This window comes from Bradyrhizobium sp. Y36 (assembly GCF_002531575.1).
In the GTDB taxonomy this organism is placed as follows: domain Bacteria; phylum Pseudomonadota; class Alphaproteobacteria; order Rhizobiales; family Xanthobacteraceae; genus Bradyrhizobium.
On record NZ_NWTI01000001.1, the window covers coordinates 533,908 to 555,854 of the forward strand.

20 protein-coding genes and 1 tRNA gene are annotated in these 21,947 nt (G+C 63.2%); 10 read left to right on the forward strand and 11 right to left on the reverse strand.

The window, feature by feature from the left end:
* The first annotated feature begins 616 nt into the window (after nucleotides 1-616).
* From CO669_RS02605 to tenA, 6 genes are all read left to right on the forward strand, one after another.
* The gene (locus CO669_RS02605) at nucleotides 617-1,051 is read left to right on the forward strand and encodes a phasin (protein WP_097657616.1); all 435 of its coding nucleotides are present in this window, start codon (nucleotides 617-619) and stop codon (nucleotides 1,049-1,051) included.
* Nucleotides 1,052-1,242: 191 nt separating this feature from the next.
* A tRNA-His gene (locus CO669_RS02610) sits at nucleotides 1,243-1,319 on the forward strand.
* Nucleotides 1,320-1,562: 243 nt separating this feature from the next.
* Entirely contained in the window at nucleotides 1,563-2,627 is a 1,065-nt protein-coding gene (locus tag CO669_RS02615; RefSeq protein WP_097657617.1) for a DUF262 domain-containing protein, read from the forward strand.
* A 5-nt stretch (nucleotides 2,628-2,632) separates the two neighbouring features.
* Entirely contained in the window at nucleotides 2,633-3,295 is a 663-nt protein-coding gene (locus CO669_RS34875; protein WP_143278605.1) for a hypothetical protein, read from the forward strand.
* 36 nt (nucleotides 3,296-3,331) lie between these two features.
* Nucleotides 3,332-4,180, forward strand: coding sequence for a hypothetical protein (locus CO669_RS34880; protein ID WP_143278606.1), 849 nt, complete (start codon nucleotides 3,332-3,334; stop codon nucleotides 4,178-4,180).
* 120 nt (nucleotides 4,181-4,300) lie between these two features.
* Nucleotides 4,301-4,969 carry a thiaminase II gene (tenA, locus tag CO669_RS02625; protein WP_097657619.1) on the forward strand — a complete coding sequence of 223 codons (669 nt, stop codon included), beginning with the start codon at nucleotides 4,301-4,303 and terminating at the stop codon, nucleotides 4,967-4,969.
* Nucleotides 4,970-5,283: 314 nt separating this feature from the next.
* Here tenA and CO669_RS02630 read toward each other — a convergent pair whose 3' ends face one another.
* A complete protein-coding gene (locus tag CO669_RS02630) occupies nucleotides 5,284-6,012 on the reverse strand; it encodes a class I SAM-dependent methyltransferase (RefSeq protein WP_097657620.1) in 729 nt (242 codons plus the stop codon).
* Nucleotides 6,013-6,056: 44 nt separating this feature from the next.
* Nucleotides 6,057-7,004: an AEC family transporter gene (locus CO669_RS02635; RefSeq protein WP_097657621.1), complete on the reverse strand. Its 948-nt coding sequence runs from the start codon at nucleotides 7,002-7,004 to the stop codon at nucleotides 6,057-6,059.
* 309 nt (nucleotides 7,005-7,313) lie between these two features.
* Here CO669_RS02635 and CO669_RS02640 point away from each other — a divergent pair, with 309 nt between their 5' ends.
* On the forward strand, nucleotides 7,314-8,453 hold the full coding sequence (locus tag CO669_RS02640) for a helix-turn-helix transcriptional regulator (protein ID WP_097657961.1): 1,140 nt from the start codon (nucleotides 7,314-7,316) through the stop codon (nucleotides 8,451-8,453).
* Between the two features lie 200 nt (nucleotides 8,454-8,653).
* Here CO669_RS02640 and CO669_RS02645 read toward each other — a convergent pair whose 3' ends face one another.
* Together CO669_RS02645 and CO669_RS02650 are read right to left on the reverse strand one after the other, a co-directional pair.
* Complete coding sequence (locus CO669_RS02645) at nucleotides 8,654-9,577, reverse strand: HpcH/HpaI aldolase/citrate lyase family protein (protein WP_097657622.1); 924 nt, start codon at nucleotides 9,575-9,577, stop codon at nucleotides 8,654-8,656.
* Between the two features lie 2 nt (nucleotides 9,578-9,579).
* A complete protein-coding gene (locus tag CO669_RS02650) occupies nucleotides 9,580-10,746 on the reverse strand; it encodes a CaiB/BaiF CoA transferase family protein (RefSeq protein ID WP_097657623.1) in 1,167 nt (388 codons plus the stop codon).
* A 479-nt stretch (nucleotides 10,747-11,225) separates the two neighbouring features.
* Here CO669_RS02650 and CO669_RS02655 point away from each other — a divergent pair, with 479 nt between their 5' ends.
* Complete coding sequence (locus CO669_RS02655; protein ID WP_097657624.1) at nucleotides 11,226-11,570, forward strand: hypothetical protein; 345 nt, start codon at nucleotides 11,226-11,228, stop codon at nucleotides 11,568-11,570.
* A 360-nt stretch (nucleotides 11,571-11,930) separates the two neighbouring features.
* Nucleotides 11,931-12,608, forward strand: coding sequence for an AAA family ATPase (locus CO669_RS02660; protein WP_028150667.1), 678 nt, complete (start codon nucleotides 11,931-11,933; stop codon nucleotides 12,606-12,608).
* A gap of 79 nt (nucleotides 12,609-12,687) precedes the next feature.
* On the opposite strand, the gene CO669_RS34885 is transcribed toward CO669_RS02660, so the two are convergent.
* The 5 genes from CO669_RS34885 to trxB form a co-directional block, all read right to left on the reverse strand.
* Entirely contained in the window at nucleotides 12,688-12,852 is a 165-nt protein-coding gene (locus tag CO669_RS34885; protein WP_198963808.1) for a hypothetical protein, read from the reverse strand.
* A gap of 132 nt (nucleotides 12,853-12,984) precedes the next feature.
* On the reverse strand, nucleotides 12,985-13,131 hold the full coding sequence (locus tag CO669_RS35850; RefSeq protein ID WP_198963778.1) for a hypothetical protein: 147 nt from the start codon (nucleotides 13,129-13,131) through the stop codon (nucleotides 12,985-12,987).
* Between the two features lie 204 nt (nucleotides 13,132-13,335).
* On the reverse strand, nucleotides 13,336-14,244 hold the full coding sequence (locus tag CO669_RS02665) for a 4-hydroxy-tetrahydrodipicolinate synthase family protein (protein ID WP_097657625.1): 909 nt from the start codon (nucleotides 14,242-14,244) through the stop codon (nucleotides 13,336-13,338).
* 460 nt (nucleotides 14,245-14,704) lie between these two features.
* Nucleotides 14,705-15,628 (reverse strand): LysR family transcriptional regulator, encoded by a 924-nt coding sequence (locus CO669_RS02670; RefSeq protein ID WP_026201990.1) that lies wholly within the window; start codon nucleotides 15,626-15,628, stop codon nucleotides 14,705-14,707.
* Between the two features lie 5 nt (nucleotides 15,629-15,633).
* The gene (trxB, locus tag CO669_RS02675; protein ID WP_097657626.1) at nucleotides 15,634-16,599 is read right to left on the reverse strand and encodes a thioredoxin-disulfide reductase; all 966 of its coding nucleotides are present in this window, start codon (nucleotides 16,597-16,599) and stop codon (nucleotides 15,634-15,636) included.
* A gap of 266 nt (nucleotides 16,600-16,865) precedes the next feature.
* On the opposite strand from trxB, the gene CO669_RS02680 reads away from it, so the two are divergent.
* Nucleotides 16,866-17,345 (forward strand): Lrp/AsnC family transcriptional regulator, encoded by a 480-nt coding sequence (locus CO669_RS02680; RefSeq protein WP_008135853.1) that lies wholly within the window; start codon nucleotides 16,866-16,868, stop codon nucleotides 17,343-17,345.
* Between the two features lie 362 nt (nucleotides 17,346-17,707).
* Here the strand turns inward: CO669_RS02680 and greA are convergent, their stop codons facing one another.
* Nucleotides 17,708-18,181 carry a transcription elongation factor GreA gene (gene greA / locus CO669_RS02685; protein ID WP_097657627.1) on the reverse strand — a complete coding sequence of 158 codons (474 nt, stop codon included), beginning with the start codon at nucleotides 18,179-18,181 and terminating at the stop codon, nucleotides 17,708-17,710.
* Between the two features lie 208 nt (nucleotides 18,182-18,389).
* Complete coding sequence (carB, locus tag CO669_RS02690; RefSeq protein WP_097657628.1) at nucleotides 18,390-21,854, reverse strand: carbamoyl-phosphate synthase large subunit; 3,465 nt, start codon at nucleotides 21,852-21,854, stop codon at nucleotides 18,390-18,392.
* Nucleotides 21,855-21,947: the final 93 nt, after the last annotated feature.

Genomic DNA, 21,947 nt, shown 5'->3' on the forward strand with positions numbered 1-21,947 from the left:
CTTAAGAAAGGGTTAGTATCGCCCGCGTCCGCGCGCAGGTCCACGGGTCCGCCCCTTCCGAGGGGCCCCAAAGCCGCGATAACCTTAACCCGCCACCCCCGCAAGCGGCGGCCGGGTTCATCCAAGGGATTCGGAGGCGCCGATCGCCGGCACGGCCTGATGGGTCTCGATGCGCGCCCCCACCATCAGTCTGTTCCCTCCCCCCTTGTGGGGGAGGGCTAGGGAGAGGGGTAGCTCCACAAACGGTGCCAATCGTGAAGCACCAACCCGCTGCTCCCCAGCACGAGTCCCCGAGCGGCCCCCCTCCCTGACCCTCCACCACAAGGGGGGAGGGAACGGCGGGAGCGGCGCCCTTGGCCTCAACCCCCGGTTCCCCAGATCCGGGAACTCACCCTCGCCGAGATTAAATTTCGCACCGCACCCGTTTGACGCGTTGCGCTGCACAATATTGACATGATAGGCAGCAATATTACTGGGCGCTGGGCGAGCCATCTCGTTTGTTTTGCGTATCCAGTCTTCGTTCCCGCCAGTCTTGAGACCAGAAGACAAGGCCCCGGTTGGCCGGCGGGCGCGCCAGAAGGCTCACTCCATTTTTTCATTATCGTGAGGGACGACCATGACAGGTGCGACTGATCCGTTTTCTGCCTCGATCATTCCGTTCGAGGTCCCCGAGCAGATGCGTGCGTTCGCCGAAAAGGGCGTGTCGCAGGCCCGCGAGAACTACGCCAAGTTCAAGGACGCGGCCGAGACCCACAACGGCACCGTCGAGGCCGTGTTCACCTCCGCCAGCAAGGGCGCGAGCGAGTACACCGCCAAGCTGGTGGAATTCATGAAGGCCAACACCAGCGCCCAGCTGGACTTCGCCCAGCAACTGTTCGGCCTGAAGTCGCCGACCGAAGCGCTGGAGCTGTGGACCGGCCACACCCGCACCCAGCTCGAGACCCTCCAGGCCCAGGCCAAGGAGCTGGTCGAGCTCACCCAGCGCGTCGCCGCCGAGACCGCCGAGCCGATCAAGGCCAGCGCCTCGAAATACTACAAGCCCGCCGCCTGAGCGGTGAGGCAGGTTTGAATGCGCGAAACCCGGGCCAAGTGCCCGGGTTTTGTTCTGGAATAAGGTGATTTCCGCCGGAATTTACCCGGCCAGCGGCCTTGCCAAACCGGGCCGTTGCACCTAGTTTCCGCCCCGTCCAGCCCCCCTCGGCGATCGCCTTTTCAGGCCCCCAAGGCGCGGCTCGCAAGGATGCAGTTGTAGCTCAGTTGGTTAGAGCGCCTGTCTGTGGAACAGGAGGTCGGTGGTTCGAGCCCACCCAACTGTACCAATGATTTCAATGATCTCAGGCTGCGCCGGATCGGTTCATTGCCAACTGTGCGGTGCCACGTCGTCTATCTACAACATTAAATTACGACTTGAGTGGTCGAACCGCGCGGGCTCGGCCCAAAAGCCAGCTGGCGCGATCACGTCGCCAGCGACGACTGTCATATTCAAACGAAGGGTGCTTCCAAAGGTTGAACTCGACCACTCGTGCGCGCCGCGCAATAATGGCTAGCAAATTGGGGGGCGAATGAAAGTCGACGAGGGCAAATACTCCGTCTTGGAGCTAGTCGATTGGTACAAGCGCAAAGAGTTGGTACCGAACAAAGAATATCAACGTGGCGCGGGGCTTTGGCCTACCTCTGCCAAGAGCTATTTCATCGATACGATCCTCAAGGAGTTTCCCTTCCCGAAGCTCTACTTCCATGAACGGTTGGACATGACGACAAGACGGCCTCGCCGAGAGATCGTCGATGGTCAACAACGTATGAGCACGATCGCCGAATTTGTATCTAATCAGTTCGAACTCGGCTCCAACGCGGAAGGTCTGAAGGGAAAGCGCTTCGACGATTTGAGTTCAGAGCAACAGGAAAAGTTCTACTCGTACGCAGTGTCGGTCGACGTAATCAGAAATGCGGACCGCTCTGAAATTCTGTCGATGTTTCGACGGATGAACGCTTACACCCTCCCGCTTAATGGCCCAGAAAAGCGACATAGCGAATTCTTTGGCGAGTTCAAAGATTGGGTGAACACCGTCTTGGACCGATACGGGAGGCTTCTTGTCGACTGGAATGTCTTTACCAGCAGGCAAATCGTTCGCATGGCCGATGCCGAATTCATCGCTGACGTCGCGTTAGCCGTTGAAGAAGGCGTTGTGAGTACAAGTCCGACAAAGCTGCGGAAACTCTACAAAAGGTACGACACTTCGTTTTCGCCGCGCACTCAAATAGATGAGCGCATTACTAGCGTGCTGGATGTAATTCGTGCCGATCTATCGGAGCTGCAAGGAACGTTCCTCACTAGACCTCACGTTTTTCATTCGCTCATTTGCGCCCTTCTGCATCGACGTTATGGTTTGCCCAACGCGGAAGAATTGATTGGATATGAACCTGTGGGTTCATTTTTTGCGGACAGACGGACGGCACTGGCGGCCTTGATGCAGCTTGCAACGGCTTACGAGGAAAAAAGCTTTAATGGACCGCTCGGCAATTTCGTTAGGTCAACGTCCGAGGGCGGAAATCGTGCAGCGCAGAGGGCCGAGCGACTCCTCTATTTGTGTCACGCACTGGATGGCGATCTTAGCGCATTTGGCTGACAACGATGGCCCTTTCAGTCGCCTTCAATCTGCTAGAGACTGAATTGGACATTTTGGCCAACGAACTGCGCGCGTTTGCTGCGGAAAACTCGCCCCTCAATGCGCCAGATCGATTTTCCCTTTCCGATGAATGCCTGCTTGAAGGGTTGCTGTCCCGCGTGTGGCAGGCTTGGTGTGGGTTTGCGCGCTTTTGTGTGATCGGTTCGTGCGAAGGGACGACGACCTCTGCAGGTGTCCTCGTTCAAGCGTTACCGGATGCGCGGAGCGAAGAACATGTTTCTAGTGCCGTGATTCGTGCAAACAGCAGATCGAATCCGCCATACTGGGTATCGACCAACGCGACGTTGCGATACGAGCCGACATGGGGTGACGTCGATGTCCTCAATAGAGTCCTCACGAGACTAAGGCCAAATAATCATCTCCAATTGTTGGCTGCCTTTTCATCTATCTCCTCGAGCGCCAAAGTAGTGCAGACCATTCGGAATGGAGTAGCGCATCACAACCATCAGACATTGAAGGAATTGCTCAATTTTCAGTCGGCATACATCGTCTTTCGCATAGCCCATCCTACGCATGCGATGTTTTGGGTCGAGCCGAGCACTAGCGATTTTTTGATTACGTCTGCGATTGAAGAGCTAAAAGTCGCCGCGCAAGCTGCAATCGCATGATTAAGGGGACGATTGACAGAATTTTGGAGGTTTGGATTGGCCAGATCAGAGACGGAATACTTGATGCGATTGCGACCAGATCAGCTTCAACCCGTTGCACAGGCTAAGAAGCTTCGGGCAGAAGTAATCAAGTTGCGCGCGAAGGTTTCTGAAGGCTCTTATGGAGACGCAGAGCTTCGACGGTTCTGGCGACTGGCGGAAACCGCCGGTCTAATTCTGTTTGTTTCCAATACGGAGCTGTCAGAGCGAGCGGGGGTTGGCGCCAACTTCTTCTCCACCGTTGCGCGTGACAAGAGAAGGCCGAAGCTGCACAATTTTCTGCGTGCTCTTACTGTTTTGCTCGAAGTAGCCAATGAACGCCTTGCTGACGTCGATGGCGATCAGATCATCGAAAAATCTGGTTCGGAAAAAATAAGTGAACGAATTCGACAAGATCGATTTAGCTTACTTCAACTCGCGCGATCGCTTGCGCAAGTAGCGCTCGACGAAATTGAAAAACTAGATGCTGAACGCCCAAACGATCCAGAAAGAATTTCCGCTCATGAGAGGCAACGTGAGCTTTTTCATATCTTTGCGGATGGATTTACTCGGATAGCACGTGCGCTGGCCGTGTTGGAGATTGATCGTGCTGAGCCAGCAAAGCTGCGGAAAGCCACCAAAATAGTCGAGGCCGTGGGAGAGAAGTTCAATAAGTGGTGGAAAAAGAATGGCGACGAAGCAATCGATTGGTCAGTAAGAATTCCGGTCATCACAGCGGGTGTCGCTGCACTAGGATGGGCTGGCGCTCCAATGGCTTTGGGAACGTCCATCGTTGCCGCGCTCGTCGGGGGTGAAAAAGTGATGAATGTCATAAGCAGGCGATCTTCGAAAGCACCAAAGGGGTAGTGCGCGGACACGTTCAAGGCTTCAAGATATCGACTCGGATGCCTTACGTCTTTCCTGCTACCTCACCACCATAGCGACCCACAAACGTTCATCGACCACCAAATTCAGGCGGCAACCATCGTGACCTTCTTCAACCGTCTCAAGACAGCAGCCTCCGTCGAATGGCGAGCTTACACCGAGCATCCCTTCACGAACGGTCTTGCGGACGGCTCGCTCCCTGAGGCTGCGTTTCGTCACTACCTCGTTCAGGACTATCTGTTCCTCATCGAGTTTGCCCGCGCCTACGCGCTTGCGGTCTACAAGTCGCCTGGGCTGGCCGACATGCGTGAGGCCGCTTCCGGCCTGTCGGCCATCCTCGATGTCGAGATGGACCTGCATGTGAAGCTCTGCGCCGGTTGGGGCCTGTCCCCGGCCGACCTCGAACACGCCCCGCCGGCGGCCGAGATGCTGGCCTATACGCGCTACGTGCTCGATGCGGGCATGCGCGGCGATCTGCTGGCGCTCAAGGTGGCGCTTGCGCCTTGCGTGATCGGGTACGCGGAGATCGCAACGCGGCTCGCCGCGCTGCCCGGTGCGGACGCTGCGACGAACCCCTATCGCGTCTGGATCGCCGAGTATGCCGGCGCGCCGTACCAGGAGGTCGCCGCCAACGCGCGGGCGCATCTGGACCGTCTCGCCGATCGCTACGCCACGCCGGCCCGCGAGGCCGAGCTGATCGCGATCTTCAGGGAAGCCACCCGTCTCGAGGCGGACTTCTGGGAGATGGGCTGGCGCGAGGGACAGCGCTGAGTTCAGCGAACGTCCCATCCCGCCATCTGAGCAGGTCCAACATCCCGGGATCGCCGGATGATCGCTTAAGGCGCGGCGCGTCGGCGCGATCGTTCGGTTTCGTTCCACGCCTTCGGCAGAAAACAGCAGCGAGTGGCGGCGAACCTTTTCTGCCCCTTGCGTGTTTGGAACTGCGGCAGGATGAAGCAAGGGAGCTGAGACATGAACGGGATTATCTATCTGGTCGGACTCGTCGTGGTGGTCGGTGCGGTGCTGTCCTTCCTGGGCCTGCGTTGACCGTGGACTGAACTCTGCGGTGCTGGCGCCTAAGGCCTCTAACGCCGCGCCGCCACCAGCAGCATCATTGGCCGTTCCAGCTCTTGCTCGAGCGTCGGGTTGTCCCTGATTTGTTGCGCCGAGGGGGCGAATTCGTCGACGGCTTCGATAGTGAATCCGGCGCGCATCAGCGCGCCGAGCGTCGTGCCGATCTTGCGGTGATACTTCACCACGTCTTTCGCGAACCAATCGGTGCGCCGCTCGCCTTCGATCGCATAGCGATTGACGGGCCAGGTCTTGCGTCCGTCCTCATCCTCGATCCAGTGGGGATGCTCGGCGGCCATGAAAATCGGATGCTCGATCGAGAAGACCAAATGGCTGCCCGGCGTGAGGGCGCGATGGATCATGCGCGTGAGCCGGTCGAAGTCGCGGATATAGTGGAAGGTCAGCGAGCTGAAGGCAAAATCGAAGGACGCTTCGGGAAGCTCGATCGTCTCTAGGTTCTCAATTTGGTAGGTGATCGCGGAATCGGCGGTGATCTGACGCGCGCGGGCGATCATGCTCTCGGAGAGGTCGAGGCCCAGAACCGGCTTGGCGCCGTTCTCGCGCAGCCAGCGCGACACCCAGCCGAAGCCGCAGCCGAGATCGATCACGCGCCGGCCGGCGACTTCGGGAAACATGGCGCGCAGCGCCGGCCATTCCGGTGCGCCGGCAAGGCCATGCACCTGGCGTGGAAGCTGGCTGTAGCCTGAGAAGAAATCGGGATTGTCGTAGATGTTCTGTGCCATGACACGCTCCGTCCATGGTGGTCTGCCACACGCATGCGGCCGAATTATCTCACGCCACCCGTCACCACCCACACCACCACCGGCAACGTCACCGCCGCCAGCAGCGTCCCCAGCGCCACCGCGCCCGAGACCGGGTTAACGAGCCGCTGATACTGCACGGCGAAGATGTAGGCGTTCGCGCCGGTCGGCATCGCCGCGAACAGCACGACGACGCCCGCCGCGACCGGCGGCAGGCCGAGCAGCTTCGCCAGCACGAACGCAGCCGCCGGCATCGCCGCCAGCTTCAATGCGCACATCAGAAAAATGCTCAGCTTCTCGCCCTTCACCTCGAATCGGAACAGATTGATGCCGAGCGCGATCAGCGCCGTCGGCGAGCCCGCTTGTGCGAGCAGCTCGATGGTGCGGTCGACCACGGGCGTGAGGCCGAAGCCGGTGAAGCGCCAGATCACGCCGAAGCCGATTGCGAGCATCAGGGGGTTGCGGGCGAGGTCGGCGATCACGGGGCGGATCACCGACAGCGGCGAGCCGGTGCGCTTGCTGCTGACCAGCTCCATCTGCAGGATGCCGCAGAGCCAGAGCAGCGGCGTGTTCACCGACAGGATCAGCGCCATCGGCCCTGCCGCCTCGCTGCCGAGCGCGGAGAGCACGAGGGGAATGCCGAGCATCACGATGTTGCCGTAGACCGAGCCGATCGCGAACACGACGCCGTCCTCGCTGGTCTCGCGCCGCGCGCGGATGAGGGCGGAGATCGCGAGCGCCGCGATCCAGGTCAGCGCGAGCGCGCCGTAATAGGTGCCCCACATCCTGTAGGGGCTGACGTCGGGGAATTCAGAGACGACGATGGTGCGGAAGAGCAGGGCGGGGATGGCGATGCTGAAGGCGAATTCGCTGATGCCCTTGTGTGCGCTCTCCGAGACGAAGCGAAACAGCACCGCGGCATAGCCGGCCGCGATCAGCGCGAACACCGGTGCGACGATCAACAGCGTAGCCATGCGCCCCTACAACCCCAGCGCGACGATCCCGTGTGCGATCCGCACATCGGCATGGTCGATCAGCTTGCCTTCCAGCGTCGCCACCTCTGAGGACGGTGGCGGTGCTTGATGACGGTGACAGTGCACGACGACTCCCGCACCGCAAAATGCAGGTTAGCGGCAAGGCTGACCAAAGACAATTTGTGCACCGCCACCGGAGCCAACCGCCGACGCAGAAATCCGGTAGAAGTCTCGGGAACGCGGCAAGACGGCAATTGTTGGACGGCAATCTCGTGTAACTTGACTGCTTTCCTTGATCGATTGGATCCCATGCCCCTTGCCGCCGACCGTCTCCTCGCTGCCGTCGAAGCGATCTACGATACGGCAGCGAGCCCATCACTCTGGCCATCCGCGCTCGGCAAGATCGCAGGCTGCTTCGATGACGCCGGCGCGATCCTGCAATGGCGAAGGGACGACGGGGCCTTCGGCGCCATCGCCTCCGAAAGCCTCGGGCCGGCGCTCGCCGACTACGGGACGCATTGGGCGCAGCAGGATTTCAAGGCCGAACGTTGCGTCTCGTCCGGCCTCTACGTCAGCGGTGAGCCCTTCACCGATCGGCACATCGGCCCGATCGACGACGCCTACCTCAATCATCCCTTCAGCAGGGAATTCCTTGCAACGCACGGTTTGGGCTGGTTTGGATCGATCGGTGTGTCACCCGACCCGCGGATCCTGGTGGCGCTCAGCGTGCAGCGAGCCTTCGCCAAGCCGCAATTCTCCGAGGCCGAGCTGGAGCTGATCGGGACGCTCGGGCGCCATGCCGAGAAATCGTTGCGGCTGTCGATCCGGCTGCTCGATACCGAGCTGGCCAATCTCGGCCTTGGCGACGCCCTCGCGCGGATCGGCATCGGCGTGTTCGCACTGGACTCGTCGGCGCGTGTGCTGTTCGCCAATCCGGTGGGGGAAAGCCTTTTCGGCGAGGTGTTCGACCTCGTGAACGATCGTCTGCGTGTTCGCATGGCGGCGAGCCGGGCGCCGTTCGAGACCGCAATGACTCAAACGCTTCGCGCCGAGGCGCGCGACCTGCTGGCCGAACCGAGACCCATTCTCGCTGAATCCAGTGCAACAGGCCGGCGTTTCGTCATCTATCTGCTCCCGATCACCGCCGGTGCGCTCTCGGACAGCCATTTTCTGACCCGCACGCGCGCGATCGTTCTCGCGATCGAGCTGAAATCCGCCGAGCCTCCGGATCCCGCCATCGTGCGGGACGTGCTGGGCCTGACGCTCGGCGAGGCCAGGATCGCCTCGCTGGTGGGCTCGGGCGTTCCGCCGAGACAGGCTGCGGGCCGCCTCGGGATTGCCGAGGACACGGCGCGCAATGTGCTGAAGCGCGTCTTCCAGAAGCTCGGCATATCCAGGCAAAGCGAGCTCGCGGCGCTGCTCGGCCGGCTCGTGTTGCGGGGGCCTTGATCACCGGACTCGCATCCTGGTGCCGCCGCCCGCGGCCATCCTTCGAGACGCCCGCCGTTGGCGGGCCCTCAGGATGAGGACCGCGTGCGCTCCGCTCGCTTCAACGGGCTCGATTGCCGCCTGGCCTCATCCTGAGGAGACTGCGAAGCGGTCGTCTCGAAGGACGAGGCACTTGCTCCGATGTCGCCGCGAAATCGCCGCTACGACCCCAGAGCGATGATCCGGCGCGCCATGCGCACATTGGCATAGTCGATCATCTTGCCGTCCAGCGTCACCGCGCCCTGGCCTTGCGCCTCCGCCTGCTCCATGGCCTCGACGATCCGCCGCGCCTGCGTCAGCTCCTGTTCCGACGGCATGAAGGCGCGCAGCGTCGGCGCGATCTGGTCGGGGTGGATGACCTGCTTGCCGTCAAAGCCCATCGCCGCGGCCTTCTGCGCGCTGCTCTCGGTCAGTCGTTCATCGCGGAACGCGCCGCAGGGGCCGTCGATGGCGATCAGGCGATGCGCGCGGGCGGCCACCAGGACGCGCATCATGGGATAGGCGAACAGGTCGAGCGGGGCGGCGGCGTAGCCGCTCTGCGCCGAGCCGACATGGCGGTAGCCGTCCGGCGACACGCCGATGTCGGAGGAGCGCGCGCCGATCGAGGCCGCGAAATCGCCGACGCCGAGATGCAGCGCGGCGACGCTGTCGTGGCACGCGGCGAGCGCGTCGACATTGACGAGGCCGAGCGCGGTCTCGATCAGCAGGTCCAGCGCGACCGGCGCAGCGCGATCGAGCGCGGCCGCGCGCAAGCGATCGGCGATCGCGACGATGTCGCTCGCGCGCTCTGCCTTCGGTACGATCAGCGCATCGAGCCGCGGCGCGGCCGCCAGCGCGCGGATTTCTTCGGCGATGAAGGGGCTGTCGACGGCGTTGATCCGCACCGTGACGCGCTTGTTGCCCCAGTCGAGCGCGGCGAGGGAGCGGACGGCTTCCGCCAGCGCAAGGTCCTTCTCGGAGGGCGGCACCGCGTCCTCGAGATCCATGAACACCGCATCCGCCGCGGAGGCCGCCGCCTTGGCGACGAGACGGGCGCGATGCGCGGGGACGGCGAGATAGGCCCGCGTTGGCCGCTGCTGCGTCATCGTCAAATGTCCTTCGAAAGACCGAGCTCGCCGAGAATGGCCTGGTTGTGCTGGCCCACATCCGGCACCGGATCCATCCGCGGCCTCAGGCCCGGAATGGTCAGCGCCGGCAGGAAGCTCATCACCGGCCCGCACGGCGATCCCACGCTTTGCACGCGAGATCGCGCGTGAAGCTGCTCGTGCTGCAGGAAGGCCTCGACCGAATTCAGATGCGCGTTGGCGACCCCGGCCTCGTCGAGCAGGCGCAGCACCGCCTCGCTGGTCATGGACGCAAAGCGCTGCTCGATATGCGCCTGCAGCGCGTCGCGGTTCTGCATGCGCAGCGGATTGGTGCGGAAGCGCGAGTCGTCGGCGAAGCCAGGCTCGCCGAGGACGATGGTGCACAGCGAGCGCCATTCGCGGTCGTTCTGGATGCCGAAGAAGATGGTGTTGCCGTCGCCGACCCGGAACGGGCCATAGGGCGCGATGGTCGCGTGCTTCGCGCCGGTGCGCGGCAGCGGCCGGCCGGTGCTTTGGGTGTAGAAGGCGGGATAGCTCATCCAGTCGGTGATGGAGTCGAACAGCGAGGCCTGGAACGCCGTGCCCTTGCCGGTGCGCTCGCGGCGGTACAGCGCCATCAGCACGCCGTTGAGGATGTACATGCCGGTCGCGATATCGACCACCGACAGCCCGACCTTGGCCGGCTCCGCCTCGGTGCCGTTGATGGCGAGCACGCCCGCCTCGCACTGCACCAGCAGGTCATAGGCCTTCTTGTCGCTGTAGGGACCGCCGGTGCCATAGCCCGAGACGTCGCAGGCGATGATGCGGGGATGTTTGCGCAGCAGCGACGCCGCATCGAGGCCGAGCCGCTCGGCCGCGCCGGGCGCAAGGTTCTGGATGAACACGTCGGCCTGCGGCAGCAGGGCGTCGAGCACCTTGCGGCCGTCTTCGCTCTTGATGTCGATGGCGAGGCTCTCCTTGGAGCGGTTGGTCCAGACGAACTGGCTCGATAGGCCGTTCATGACGTGGTCGTAGTCCCGGCAGAAATCGCCGGCGCCCGGCCGCTCGATCTTGATCACCCGCGCGCCCCAGTCGGCCAGGTGCCGGCTGGCCAGCGGCGCTGCGATCGCTTGCTCCAGCGAGACCACCGTGACGCCCGAAAGCGGCAGCTCCGCCTCAGTCCCCGTCATGCGATCGTCCTCCTCATGTGCGCTTTGTCGGCCTGCGCAGGAGACAGGCCACCCACGCGCATCTTCTTGGATGTGACATGATGCCCCTGTTTTGCCCGACGAGTCAAACGTGGCTTCGCCAAATCCTAAGGAGAAATCCGTAGCGATTGCCGGGGCTTGGCTACTGTGCATGGGGTTGTTTTTCCACTTTTGGGGTGGGCCCCAGCTGTCATCCCCCGCGCAGGCGGGGGATCCAGTATTCCAGAGACGCTCGACGTTCCCCGAGAAGCCGCGGCGTACTGGATCCCCGCCTTCGCGGGGATGACAGCTGTGGGTTGGAACGACTCCACCTATCTCACCGGACCGTTCGCACTGCGCTTGGCTGATGCCGCGCTGCTGTTGCCGAGACCGCACAGGTCCGACCTTTCGCATCCCCCCTCGGTTGCCAACGAACGGCGGTTCACCCACTATCCGCTGCGACTCGACATGTGGGGGGATCGATGCCGGCGCTTCGCTTCAAGACATCCTTGGTTGCTGCGACCCTCGGGATGGCTCTTTCCGTGCTGGTGCAGCCCGGCGCCGGCTTCGCCTACACCCCGGAGGAGCAGCAGGCCTGCACGCCGGATGCGATGCGGCTGTGCGGCGAGTTCGTCCCGAACGTCGATGCCATCACCGCCTGCATGATCAAGAAGAAGGCGCAGCTCTCGCCGCAATGCGCGGTGTTCTTCCGCCGCGGACCGGAGCCGGGCGAGCAGCGCGCCGGCAAGCCGACCAACATCGCGCCCAAAACCGCGAAGAAGAGCACCAAGCCGGCACCGAAGAAGAAGAAGACCAGCGACGGCTGAGGGCCGGGCAGGGCCGCGTTCCCATCTCGAAACTCCTCGATGTGACGGACTCCTTTTGTTCGCAGGCTGGCGCGAGGCTTGCGGGCGACGGACGGGTGCGACGGAAAAGAGTCGGATGTCGTTTTGCGCGGCGAGGTTGCATTCCGCTTTCTCCCGGACGACTGCTCAAAAAGCGCACACAAGGGACGCGCGCAGCGTTTCATTGCAGTTCGTGTCGCGCCTCGCACATCGCAGTGTGACTCAAAAGCCAACACGCCTTGTTATTTCGTGGCCGTAACGCAACCCTCGATAAATTTTTCTTTCACGAATCAGCGCGGTGATTCATTTTCGCGGCCTGGGGTCAATCTGGAGGCCGAAGGTATGAACGTTATTGTTTTCGCTTCGCGTAAAGGCGGCTCGGGCAAGAGTACCCTCGCCGCACATCTTGCCGCACAGATCAAGGCGAGCAAGCAGGTCATGCTCGTGGATGCGGATCCGCAGGGCTCGCTGACGCTGTGGCACAAGCTGCGCGGCACCAACGAACCGCCGATCAAGGCGGCCGTGAACTCCGTCAGCGGCATCGTCTCCGCTGCCAAGCGCGACGGTTATGAATGGGTGTTGATCGATACGCCGCCGAACCTGTCGGCCGTGGTCGACGACGCGATCAAGAACGCCACCATGGTGGTGATTCCCGCCCGCCCCGGCGTGTTCGACGTCAATGCGGTGCAGGAAACCATCCAGATGTGCCGCGCGGCGCGCAAGCCCTATGCGGTCGTGCTGAACGGTGCGCCGGCCAGGCGCGACGAGTCCGAAAGCCCGATCGTCACCATCGCCCGCGAAGCCCTGGCGAAATTCCGTGCGCCGGTGTGGGGCGGCCAGATCACCAACCGTTCGGATTTGCTGATGGCGCTGAGCCACGGCGAAGGCGCGCGGGAATACCAGGCCGAGAGCCGTGCGGCTCAGGAAATCGCAAGGCTGTGGGCGGCGATCGAGCGTTCGGTGAAGGCCATTCGCGGCACGGCGTCGGCATCCGGCGCAATGCACAAGCAGGCGGCGTAATTCTTTAAATCATTCCCCGGACGAAAAACGCGCGGGAATGTCCGCGCGTTTTGCGTTTCCGGGATCTGCCGACCGAGGCTTACGCCACCATCAGCATGTAGAACACGATGACCGGCGACAGCGTGAGGATCACCGACCAGATGCCGACGGCCCAGAGAATGTCTTCGGTGGTAAAGCTCTGCTCGTTGGACAGCTTCTCCTGTCCGGCGCCGAAATACGACACCATTTCATTCTGACTATTCACAAATGCCCCCGCGATTTCTTCGCTTATGGGCGTGAACCATAGCCGGGATGTTTTAAGATTCCGGCTTGCGACGCCGCTTGCATTTTGAACGCATTTGTGACCGCGGTTTAACCATCCGCGCCGGCTCTCGCCTCAAGCGAGCCAGACCCGATACAGCAGCACCGGGATCAGGCCGAGCATCACTGCCCAGAACCCGAACGACGAAACGACGAGAATTCCCTGCAAAAGATCGGCGGGCGCGAATTGTTGCGCGGCCGTAGGCCGGGTGCGATGCCCCATGGTCATTCCCCCTGTGAGAAGCCTTCGGAGGACAACGATAGGCACCAGAGCGTAAACGAGGCGTGGATGCCGACTGCGGCGTGCGCGAAGGGCGTTGGGGCGCGGTTAACCAAGGGCGCGCTCCGTCGCCCCACCGCCGTCATCCCGGGGCGCGGCGGAGTCGCGAACCCGGAACGACATGCGCCTGGCGTGACGGGAAGGCCGCTACGCCGCGACCTTCACCCGCCGCTCGATCTCGCGATCGATCGTCGCGGCGAGCTCGCTGCTCACTTCGACCATCGGCAGGCGCACTTCGGGACTGTCGATCAGGCCGCTGCGCCATAGCCAGTACTTTGCCGGCGCCGGGCTCGGCTCGGTGAACAAGAGGCGCGTCAGCTCGGCGACCTCGTTCCAGCGCGCCTGCGCGGCCTCATGATTGCCGTGCTTCATCTCGGCATAGACCGCCGCGAACGTCGCGGTCTCGACATGGGCCGACAGCACGATGCCGCCGTCGGCGCCGTCGCCGAGTGCCTCGAAAAAGTTCGCGTCCTCGCCGGTGAGCACGCGAAACTCCCTGGGGCGGTCTCGCAGCAGGGCGATCGATTGCTCGCGGCTCGCGCCGCAATCCTTCAGGCCGACGATGTTCCTGTGCTCGGCCAGCCGCAGCATGGTCTGGTTGGTGATGTTCACCGAGGTGCGATAGGGGATGTTGTAGAGCGCCAGCGGCCAGGCGGCGTGATCGGCAAGCGTCTCGAAATGCGCCAGCAATCCGCGCTGCGAGGGCCGCACATAATAGGGGCTCGCGATCAGGTAACCGTCGATCGGCCAGTCCGCGGTCTCGTCGAGGCGTTCCTTCAGCCGCGCGGTGTCGGCGCCCGACAGCCCGAGGCAGATCGGCTGGTTGCGCCGGCCCGCCGCCATCTCGTCGCGCACGATGGCGACGAGGCGCTCGAGCTCGGCCTCGCGCAGCGTCATGCCTTCGCCGGAGGTCGCCCCCAGGATGAAGCCGTCGATGCCCTGCGCGCTGTAGTGCCGCGTCAGCCGCCGCAGCGACCGCTCGTCGAGCGCGCCATCGCGGAATGGCGTCACCAGCGGCAGCCACAGCCCGTGCAAATGATCTTCAAGTCCGGTCATGTTTCCATCTCCTTCTCGGGAAACCTGAGACGGAGGGCACATGAAAAAACCCCGTCCAGGCGGCGGGGTTTTCGGGATTTGCTTGCGATGACGAAGCTTGGCTAGCGCGCGCAAAAATCCGAGGCCCCGGGATGGGGGCCTTTTTTCGAGGCGGCGGCCTTAAACGAGATTGCGCACGACTTCGTGATCATGGGGAAATGATGCGGGGTATGCGCGGAACTGTCAATACACGCGGAGGGCGAAGGCTGATCCGACAGAAAAAAAGCCGGGCCCAAAGAGCCCGGCTTAAGGTATTGGCCACGTGAGGCCGACACAATCACCTTCCAAGAGGGATTACTGAACTCCCGCGCCACTGGAGGAGGGGGACAAATGCGCAACGCGAAGGCTCAGCGTGCAAACAGTATGGGCTTGACGAGCGGCCTGCAGCAACAGCCGAGGCCGCATGTCAGTCATGCGGAAATCAGGACGGCCAGCGTTGCGCCTTGCTGACGACGAAGTCGCGGAACACCTGCACGCGCGCGACCGTCTTCAACTCCTCGGGATAGACGAAGTACGTATCGAGCTGGATCGAATCCGACTCGCCGAACAACTGCACGAGTTTGCTCTGTTCCTCGACGAGGTAGTCGGGCAGCGCGGCGATGCCGAGACCCTGCTGACAGGCGCGCACGAGACCGAGGATGTTGTTGACCCTGAAATAGGCCTCGCGCGGACCGGAGCCGTTGCGGCCGGCTTCGACCAGCCAGTTGCGGTTCTGCAAATGCGGCGCGAAGTTGCCGTCCGAGAGCGTGATGATGCGGTGGGAGTCGAGCTCCTCCAGCGTGCGCGGCGTGCCGAAGCGCTTGATGTATTCCGGCGAGCAATAGGCGTGGAAGCCCATCGCGAACAGCTTGCGCTGAATGAGATCCGGTTGCGTCGGCTTGCGGGTGCGGATCGCGACGTCGGCCTCGCGCATCGAGAGGTCGAGCTCCTCGTCGGTGACGATCAGCGAGATGCGGATCTCCGGATAGAGCGCGGTGAATTCGCCGAGGCGGGGGATCAGCCAGTTGATGCCGACGCCGGGCGTGGTGGTGATCTTGAGGTCGCCGCTCGGCCGCTCGCGGCTGTCGGTGAGCTTGGCGCGGGCCGCCTGGAGCTGCATGAACACGTCATGCGCGGTGCGGAACAGCAGGTCGCCCTGCTCAGTGAGGATCAGGCCGCGGGCATGGCGGTGGAACAGCGAGACCGAGAGCTCCTGCTCCAGCGCCGAGACCTGGCGTGAGACCGCCGATTGCGACAGGCCGAGCTGCTCGCCCGCATGCGTGAAGCTGCCCGCTTCCGCCGCTGCGTGAAACACCTTCAGCTTGTCCCAGTCCATATCCGTGAATCCGTCGCGTGTTCGAGGCATGATCGTTATTCCGCTGCCGCGCGCTCGCTGGCGCGCAGGGCCAAGAAACGTTCGGCCTCGAGCGCTGCCATGCAGCCCAGGCCTGCGGCCGTCACGGCCTGGCGATAGGTCTCGTCGGCGACGTCGCCGGCGGCGAACAGGCCGGGCACCGAAGTCGCGGTGGAGTTCGGGGCGACCTCGACATAGCCCGACGGTTTGAGCTTGATCTGGTCTTTCACGAGCTCGGTCGCCGGCGCGTGGCCGATGGCGATGAAGACGCCGTCGGTCTTCACGTCCGTCAGCGCGCCGGTCTTGACGTTCTTCAGGCGCACATGGGTGACCTTGTTCGGGTTCTCGGTGCCGCAGATCTCGTCGACGGCGGAGTTCCAGATCACCTTGATCTTCGGGTGCTTGAACAGGCGCTCCTGCAGGATGCGCTCGGCGCGGAAGTGGTCGCGGCGGTGCACGATGGTGACCTGCGAGGCATGGTTGGTGAGGTACAGCGCTTCCTCGACAGCGGTGTTGCCGCCGCCGACCACCACGACCTCCTTGTTGCGGTAGAAGAAGCCGTCGCAGGTGGCGCAGGCCGAGACGCCGCCGCCCTGGAACTTGGCCTCCGACGGCAGCCCGAGCCAGCGCGCCTGCGCGCCTGTGGCGAGGATCACGGCGTCGGCGAGATAGACGTCGCCGCTGTCGCAGGTGAGGCGGAACGGCCGCTGCGAGGTGTCGAGCTTGATGACGAGGTCAGAAACGATCCTGGTGCCGACATGGACCGCCTGCTTCTCCATCTGCTCCATCAGCCAGGGGCCCTGGATCACGTCGGCGAAGCCCGGATAGTTCTCGACGTCGGTGGTGATGGTGAGCTGGCCGCCAGGCTGGATGCCCTGGATCAGGATCGGCTCCAGCATCGCCCGCGCGGCGTAGATCGCCGCCGTGTAACCGGCGGGGCCGGAGCCGAGAATGACGACCTTTGCATGAACAGGAGCGGACATTTCGATGGACGCCTTTCACGGGGGATCTGCAGCGCGGGCGCGGAAGGAGCCAGGAGGCCTCGCGGAGGCGCTGAAATATCAGAGCTAATCTAAGCCTTCTGGTGAGCCATGCAAGAATTGCATTGCCTCTCGGCGGATTTTTCCAACGGGGAACAAAAGTCGATTGCGGTGCACGCGCAATAAAATTGCGCTGGCCGTGCGGACTAGGCTATGAGGATTGCGACAAACCCACCAAAGCGGCCCCAAAGGCCAGGAGTTCCAATCACGTGTCGCGGAACCTAGACGAGATCGACCTGAAAATTCTCACCGAGATTCAGGCCGACGGTCGAATCACGAATGTCGAGCTGGCCAAGCGCGTCGGCATCTCGCCGCCGCCCTGCCTGCGCCGTGTCCGGGCGCTGGAGGAGGAGGGCTACATCCACGGCTATCGCGGCCTCTTGGACGCTCGCAAGCTCGGCTTCGACGTGACCGTGTTCGCCGCCGTGCACCTGTCCAGCCAGGCCGAGGCGGATTTGCGCGCCTTCGAGGAGTTCGTCCGCGCCGAGCCCCTGGTGCGCGAATGCTGGATGTTGTCGGGCGAGGTCGATTTCATCCTCAAATGCGTCGCGCCCGACATGGCGACCTTCCAGGATTTCGTCACCCACCTCACCGCCGCGCCCCATGTGCGCAACGTGCGGACCTCGCTGGTGCTGCATAACTCGAAATATGAAGCCGCCGTGCCGCTGGAGGTGAAGGGAAGACGGTAGATCTCCGCTCTGGTGCCCCGGACGCAGCGCATCACGCAGTGGGGCGCTGCCGAGCGGGGGCCCATCTCATCTGGTCTTCCCGTGTCGGTTTCCGGATCCCGGCTCAGCGCAGCGTCACTGCGTGCCGCGGCGCGTCCGGGACACGAGAGTGGGGAGCGCTGTTACTCTCCGTATGCCGCCATTGCGAGCGCAGCGAAGCAATCCACAATCCTTCCGCAGAGACAGTCTGGATTGCTTTGCTGCGGCTCGCAACGACGTGGGGTGAAAGCGAGCCCTCACATCCGCCGAGCAAGACGCCGAAACAAAAAGGCCGCGCGTTGCGCGGCCTTTTCGAAACGTTGTCTCAGCGCAGCGGCAAATCCTTACCGCCACTCCACCTTGGTGATCTCATAGGCCTTGGCGCCGCCGGGTGCATTGACCTCGACCGTCGAGCCCTTCTTCTTGCCGATCAGCGCGCGTGCGAGCGGCGAGGTGATGGAGATGCGGCCCTTCTTGGCGTCGGCCTCGACCTCGCCGACGATCTGCCACACCGCCTTCTTCTCGGTGTCTTCGTCGACCAGGGTCACGGTGGCGCCGAACTTGATGGTGTCGCCGGAGAGCTTGGAGATGTCGATGATGTCGGCACGCGCGAGCTTGTCCTCGAGTTCGGCGATGCGACCCTCATTGTGGGACTGCTCTTCCTTCGCGGCATGATATTCCGCGTTCTCCGACAGGTCTCCGTGCGAGCGTGCCTCCGCGATATGCTCGATGATCCGCGGACGATCTTCCGACTGGCGCTTCTTTAATTCTTCCCCCAGCGCGACAAAGCCGGCCTGGGTCATCGGAACCTTTTCCATCGCTTCTCTCGTCCTTCAGCTGCGCGCCCCACACAAACCGGGGCGCGGCAACCTTGATTCGTCGGTACTCCCGGGGCTGAACAGGCGCCCGCCGGGGTGTTATGTGGGTCTGGCGTCGGAACAGAACAACCACAACGGCCGGACAGTTCCTCCGGTCATTGTGGCTTCATTGCCAATCACTTAGCGGCGGTCTTACCGCCGCTAGCGATCAGGTTTCCGAAAAGTAGCTCTGCAGGGTACGAACCTCAAGGTCCCCGCCAAGATAGGCGCGGATGCCCTGCGCGGCCGCCACGGCCCCGGAAAGAGTGGTGTAATACGGCACTTTATGCAAGAGGGCCGCGCGCCGCAGCGAACGGCTGTCGGCCAGCGCCTGCGGGCCTTCGGTGGTGTTGAAGACGAGCTGGACGTCGCCATTGGTGATGGCATCGACGATGTGCGGCCGGCCCTCCAGCACCTTGTTTACCTTCTCGGTCGGGATGCCCTGATCAGCCAGGAAGCGCTGGGTGCCCGAGGTTGCCAGCACCTTGAAGCCGAGCGAATGCAACTCGCGAACGGCCTCGGCGATACGCGTCTTGTCGCTCTCTCGCACAGAGACGAACACCGTGCCCTTGCGCGGGACTCGCGTGCCGCCGCCGAGCTGGCTCTTGGCGAAGGCGACCTCGAAGTTGCGGTCGATGCCCATGACCTCGCCGGTCGAGCGCATCTCGGGGCCGAGCACGGTGTCGACGCCGGGGAAGCGCGCGAACGGGAAAACCGATTCCTTGACGCCGACGTGCTTGAGCTTCGCCTTCTGCAGCTTGAAGTCGGCGAGCTTCTCGCCGGCCATGATGCGCGCTGCGATCTTGGCGACCGGCGTGCCGACCACCTTGGCGACGAAGGGCACCGTGCGCGAGGCGCGCGGATTGACCTCGAGCACGTAGATCTCGCCGTCCTTGATGGCGTATTGTACGTTCATCAGGCCGACGACGTCGAGACCGAGCGCGAGTTCGCGGGTCTGCCGCTCCAGCTCCTCGATCATCTTCGCGTCGAGCGAGTGCGGCGGCAGCGAGCAGGCGCTGTCGCCGGAATGGATGCCGGCTTCCTCGATGTGCTCCATGATGCCGACGATGAAGGTGTCCTTGCCGTCGCAGAGGCAATCGACGTCGATCTCGGTGGCATCCGACAGATAGCGGTCGAACAGCAGTGGGTTCTTGCCGAGCACGGTGTTGATCTGCCCGGTCTTGTCGTTGGGATAGCGCGCCTTGACGTCGGCCGGCACAAGCTCCGGCAGCGTGCCGAGCAGGTAGTCGTTGAGCTGGTTCTCCTCGCGGATGATCTGCATCGCGCGGCCGCCGAGCACGTAGGACGGACGCACCACCAATGGCAGGCCGAGATCGGCGGAGACGAGCCTGGCCTGCTCGACCGAATAGGCGATGCCGTTCTTCGGCTGCTTGAGACGGAGCTTGTCGAGCACGCGTTTGAAGCGGTCGCGGTCTTCGGCGAGGTCGATCGCGTCGGGCGACGTGCCGAGGATCGGCACTTCGGCGGCTTCCAGCGCACGGGCGAGCTTCAGCGGCGTCTGGCCGCCGAACTGCACGATCACGCCGTGCAGCGTGCCGTTGCTGCGCTCCTTGGCGATGATCTCCAGCACGTCCTCGGCGGTGAGCGGCTCGAAATAGAGCCGGTCTGCGGTGTCGTAGTCGGTCGACACCGTCTCCGGATTGCAGTTGACCATGATGGATTCGTAGCCGGCGTCATGCAGCGCGAAGCAGGCGTGACAGCAGCAATAGTCGAACTCGATACCCTGGCCGATGCGGTTCGGGCCGCCGCCGAGAATGATGACCTTCTTCTTGTCGGACGGGGTGCTCTCGTCCGCGGGCGCGCCCGCGAACAGCGACTCATAGGTCGAGTACATGTAGGCGGTGGGCGAAGCGAACTCGGCCGCGCAGGTGTCGATGCGCTTGTAGACGGGGCGAACGCCGAGCGCGTGGCGCTTCGCCGTCACCTCGGCCTCGGTCGTCTGCGCGATCACGGCAAGCCGCGCGTCGGAGAAGCCCATGGCCTTGAGCGTGCGCATGCCGAAGGCATTGCCGGGCAGGCCGTTCTTGCGGACCTTCTCCTCCATGTCGACGATGCCGCGCATCTCGCTGAGGAACCAGGGGTCGATCTTGCAGGAGTTGAAGATCTCCTCGTTCGACCAGCCGAGCCGCATGGCCTGGGCGACCTGGAGGATACGGTTCGGCGTCGGCGTGCCGAGCGCGGCGCGGATCGCGTTCTTGTCGTCGTCGCGGCCGAGACCCTCGATCTCGATCTCGTCGAGGCCGGTGAGCCCGGTCTCGAGCCCGCGCAGCGCCTTTTGCAGGCTCTCCTGGAAGGTGCGGCCGATCGCCATGACTTCGCCGACCGACTTCATGGATGTGGTCAGCGTGGTGGAGGCGCCGGGGAATTTCTCGAAGGCGAAGCGCGGCACCTTGGTGACGACGTAGTCGATGGTCGGCTCGAACGAAGCCGGGGTGGCGCCGCCGGTGATGTCGTTGGCGATCTCGTCCAGCGTGTAACCGACCGCGAGTTTTGCCGCGACCTTGGCGATCGGAAAGCCGGTGGCCTTCGAAGCCAGAGCGGAGGAGCGCGACACGCGCGGATTCATCTCGATCACGACCATGCGGCCGTCCTCGGGATTGACGCCGAACTGCACGTTGGAGCCGCCGGTCTCGACGCCGATCTCGCGCAGCACCGCCAGCGAGGCGTCGCGCATGATCTGGTATTCCTTGTCGGTCAGCGTCAACGCCGGCGCGACCGTGATGGAGTCGCCGGTGTGCACGCCCATCGGATCGAGGTTCTCGATCGAGCAGACGATGATGCAATTGTCCTTCTTGTCGCGCACCACCTCCATCTCGTACTCTTTCCAGCCGAGCACGGATTCTTCGATCAGCACCTCGTTGGTCGGAGACGCATCGAGACCGCGCTCGATGATGTCGAGAAACTCTTCCTTGTTGTAGGCAATGCCGCCGCCGGTGCCGCCCATGGTGAAGGAGGGGCGGATGATCGCGGGCAGGCCGATCTCGGACAGCGCCATCATCGCCTGTCCGAGCGCGTATTCCTGATAGCGCTTGCGGCGGTCGCTCTCGCCCAGGGTCCACTGCCGCTCATGCTCTTCGAGCGCGGCGCCCGAGAGCTTTTCGCGCTCGGCGAGGTATTTGTCGCGGAACGACTTCTTCAGCGCCGAGGCGTTGGCGAGCCGCGACTTCGGCGTCTCGAGCCCGATCTTGGTCATGGCCTCGCGAAACAGCTGGCGGTCCTCCGCCTTGTCGATGGCGTCGGCAGTTGCGCCGATCATCTCGACGTCGAACTTCTCCAGCGTGCCCTGCCGGCGCAGCGACAGCGCGCAGTTCAGCGCGGTCTGTCCGCCCATGGTCGGCAGCAGCGCGAAGCCGCCGGGAAGGACGTGACGTTCCTTTTCTATGATCTTCGCAACTATTTCGGGCGTGATCGGCTCGATATAGGTCGCATCGGCCAATTCCGGATCGGTCATGATGGTGGCCGGATTGGAATTGACGAGGACGATGCGATAGCCCTCTTCCTTCAGCGTCTTCACCGCCTGGGTGCCCGAATAGTCGAACTCGCAGGCCTGGCCGATCACGATGGGACCGGCGCCGATGATCAGGATGGTGGTGATGTCTGTACGTTTGGGCATCAACTCTCGCCGAAGTCGAAGTGGAATTTGGGCACAAAAAAAGGGCGCGCTTGCCGCGCGTCCCCTTAAGCCGAGAGCGCGGTGGTCTCCCTC

Coding starts and splice junctions, on each gene's coding strand:
- CO669_RS35850 (WP_198963778.1), bottom strand. CDS start 13,131: ATGGGGCATCGCACCCGGCCTACGGCCGCGCAACAATTCGCGCCCGCC.
- CO669_RS02665 (WP_097657625.1), bottom strand. CDS start 14,244: ATGACCGGACTTGAAGATCATTTGCACGGGCTGTGGCTGCCGCTGGTG.
- CO669_RS02640 (WP_097657961.1), top strand. CDS start 7,314: ATGCCCCTTGCCGCCGACCGTCTCCTCGCTGCCGTCGAAGCGATCTAC.
- greA (WP_097657627.1), bottom strand. CDS start 18,181: ATGGAAAAGGTTCCGATGACCCAGGCCGGCTTTGTCGCGCTGGGGGAA.
- trxB (WP_097657626.1), bottom strand. CDS start 16,599: ATGTCCGCTCCTGTTCATGCAAAGGTCGTCATTCTCGGCTCCGGCCCC.
- CO669_RS02605 (WP_097657616.1), top strand. CDS start 617: ATGACAGGTGCGACTGATCCGTTTTCTGCCTCGATCATTCCGTTCGAG.
- CO669_RS02655 (WP_097657624.1), top strand. CDS start 11,226: ATGCCGGCGCTTCGCTTCAAGACATCCTTGGTTGCTGCGACCCTCGGG.
- CO669_RS02645 (WP_097657622.1), bottom strand. CDS start 9,577: ATGACGCAGCAGCGGCCAACGCGGGCCTATCTCGCCGTCCCCGCGCAT.
- CO669_RS02660 (WP_028150667.1), top strand. CDS start 11,931: ATGAACGTTATTGTTTTCGCTTCGCGTAAAGGCGGCTCGGGCAAGAGT.
- carB (WP_097657628.1), bottom strand. CDS start 21,854: ATGCCCAAACGTACAGACATCACCACCATCCTGATCATCGGCGCCGGT.
- CO669_RS02635 (WP_097657621.1), bottom strand. CDS start 7,004: ATGGCTACGCTGTTGATCGTCGCACCGGTGTTCGCGCTGATCGCGGCC.
- CO669_RS02630 (WP_097657620.1), bottom strand. CDS start 6,012: ATGGCACAGAACATCTACGACAATCCCGATTTCTTCTCAGGCTACAGC.
- CO669_RS34875 (WP_143278605.1), top strand. CDS start 2,633: ATGGCCCTTTCAGTCGCCTTCAATCTGCTAGAGACTGAATTGGACATT.
- CO669_RS02670 (WP_026201990.1), bottom strand. CDS start 15,628: ATGCCTCGAACACGCGACGGATTCACGGATATGGACTGGGACAAGCTG.
- CO669_RS02615 (WP_097657617.1), top strand. CDS start 1,563: ATGAAAGTCGACGAGGGCAAATACTCCGTCTTGGAGCTAGTCGATTGG.
- CO669_RS02650 (WP_097657623.1), bottom strand. CDS start 10,746: ATGACGGGGACTGAGGCGGAGCTGCCGCTTTCGGGCGTCACGGTGGTC.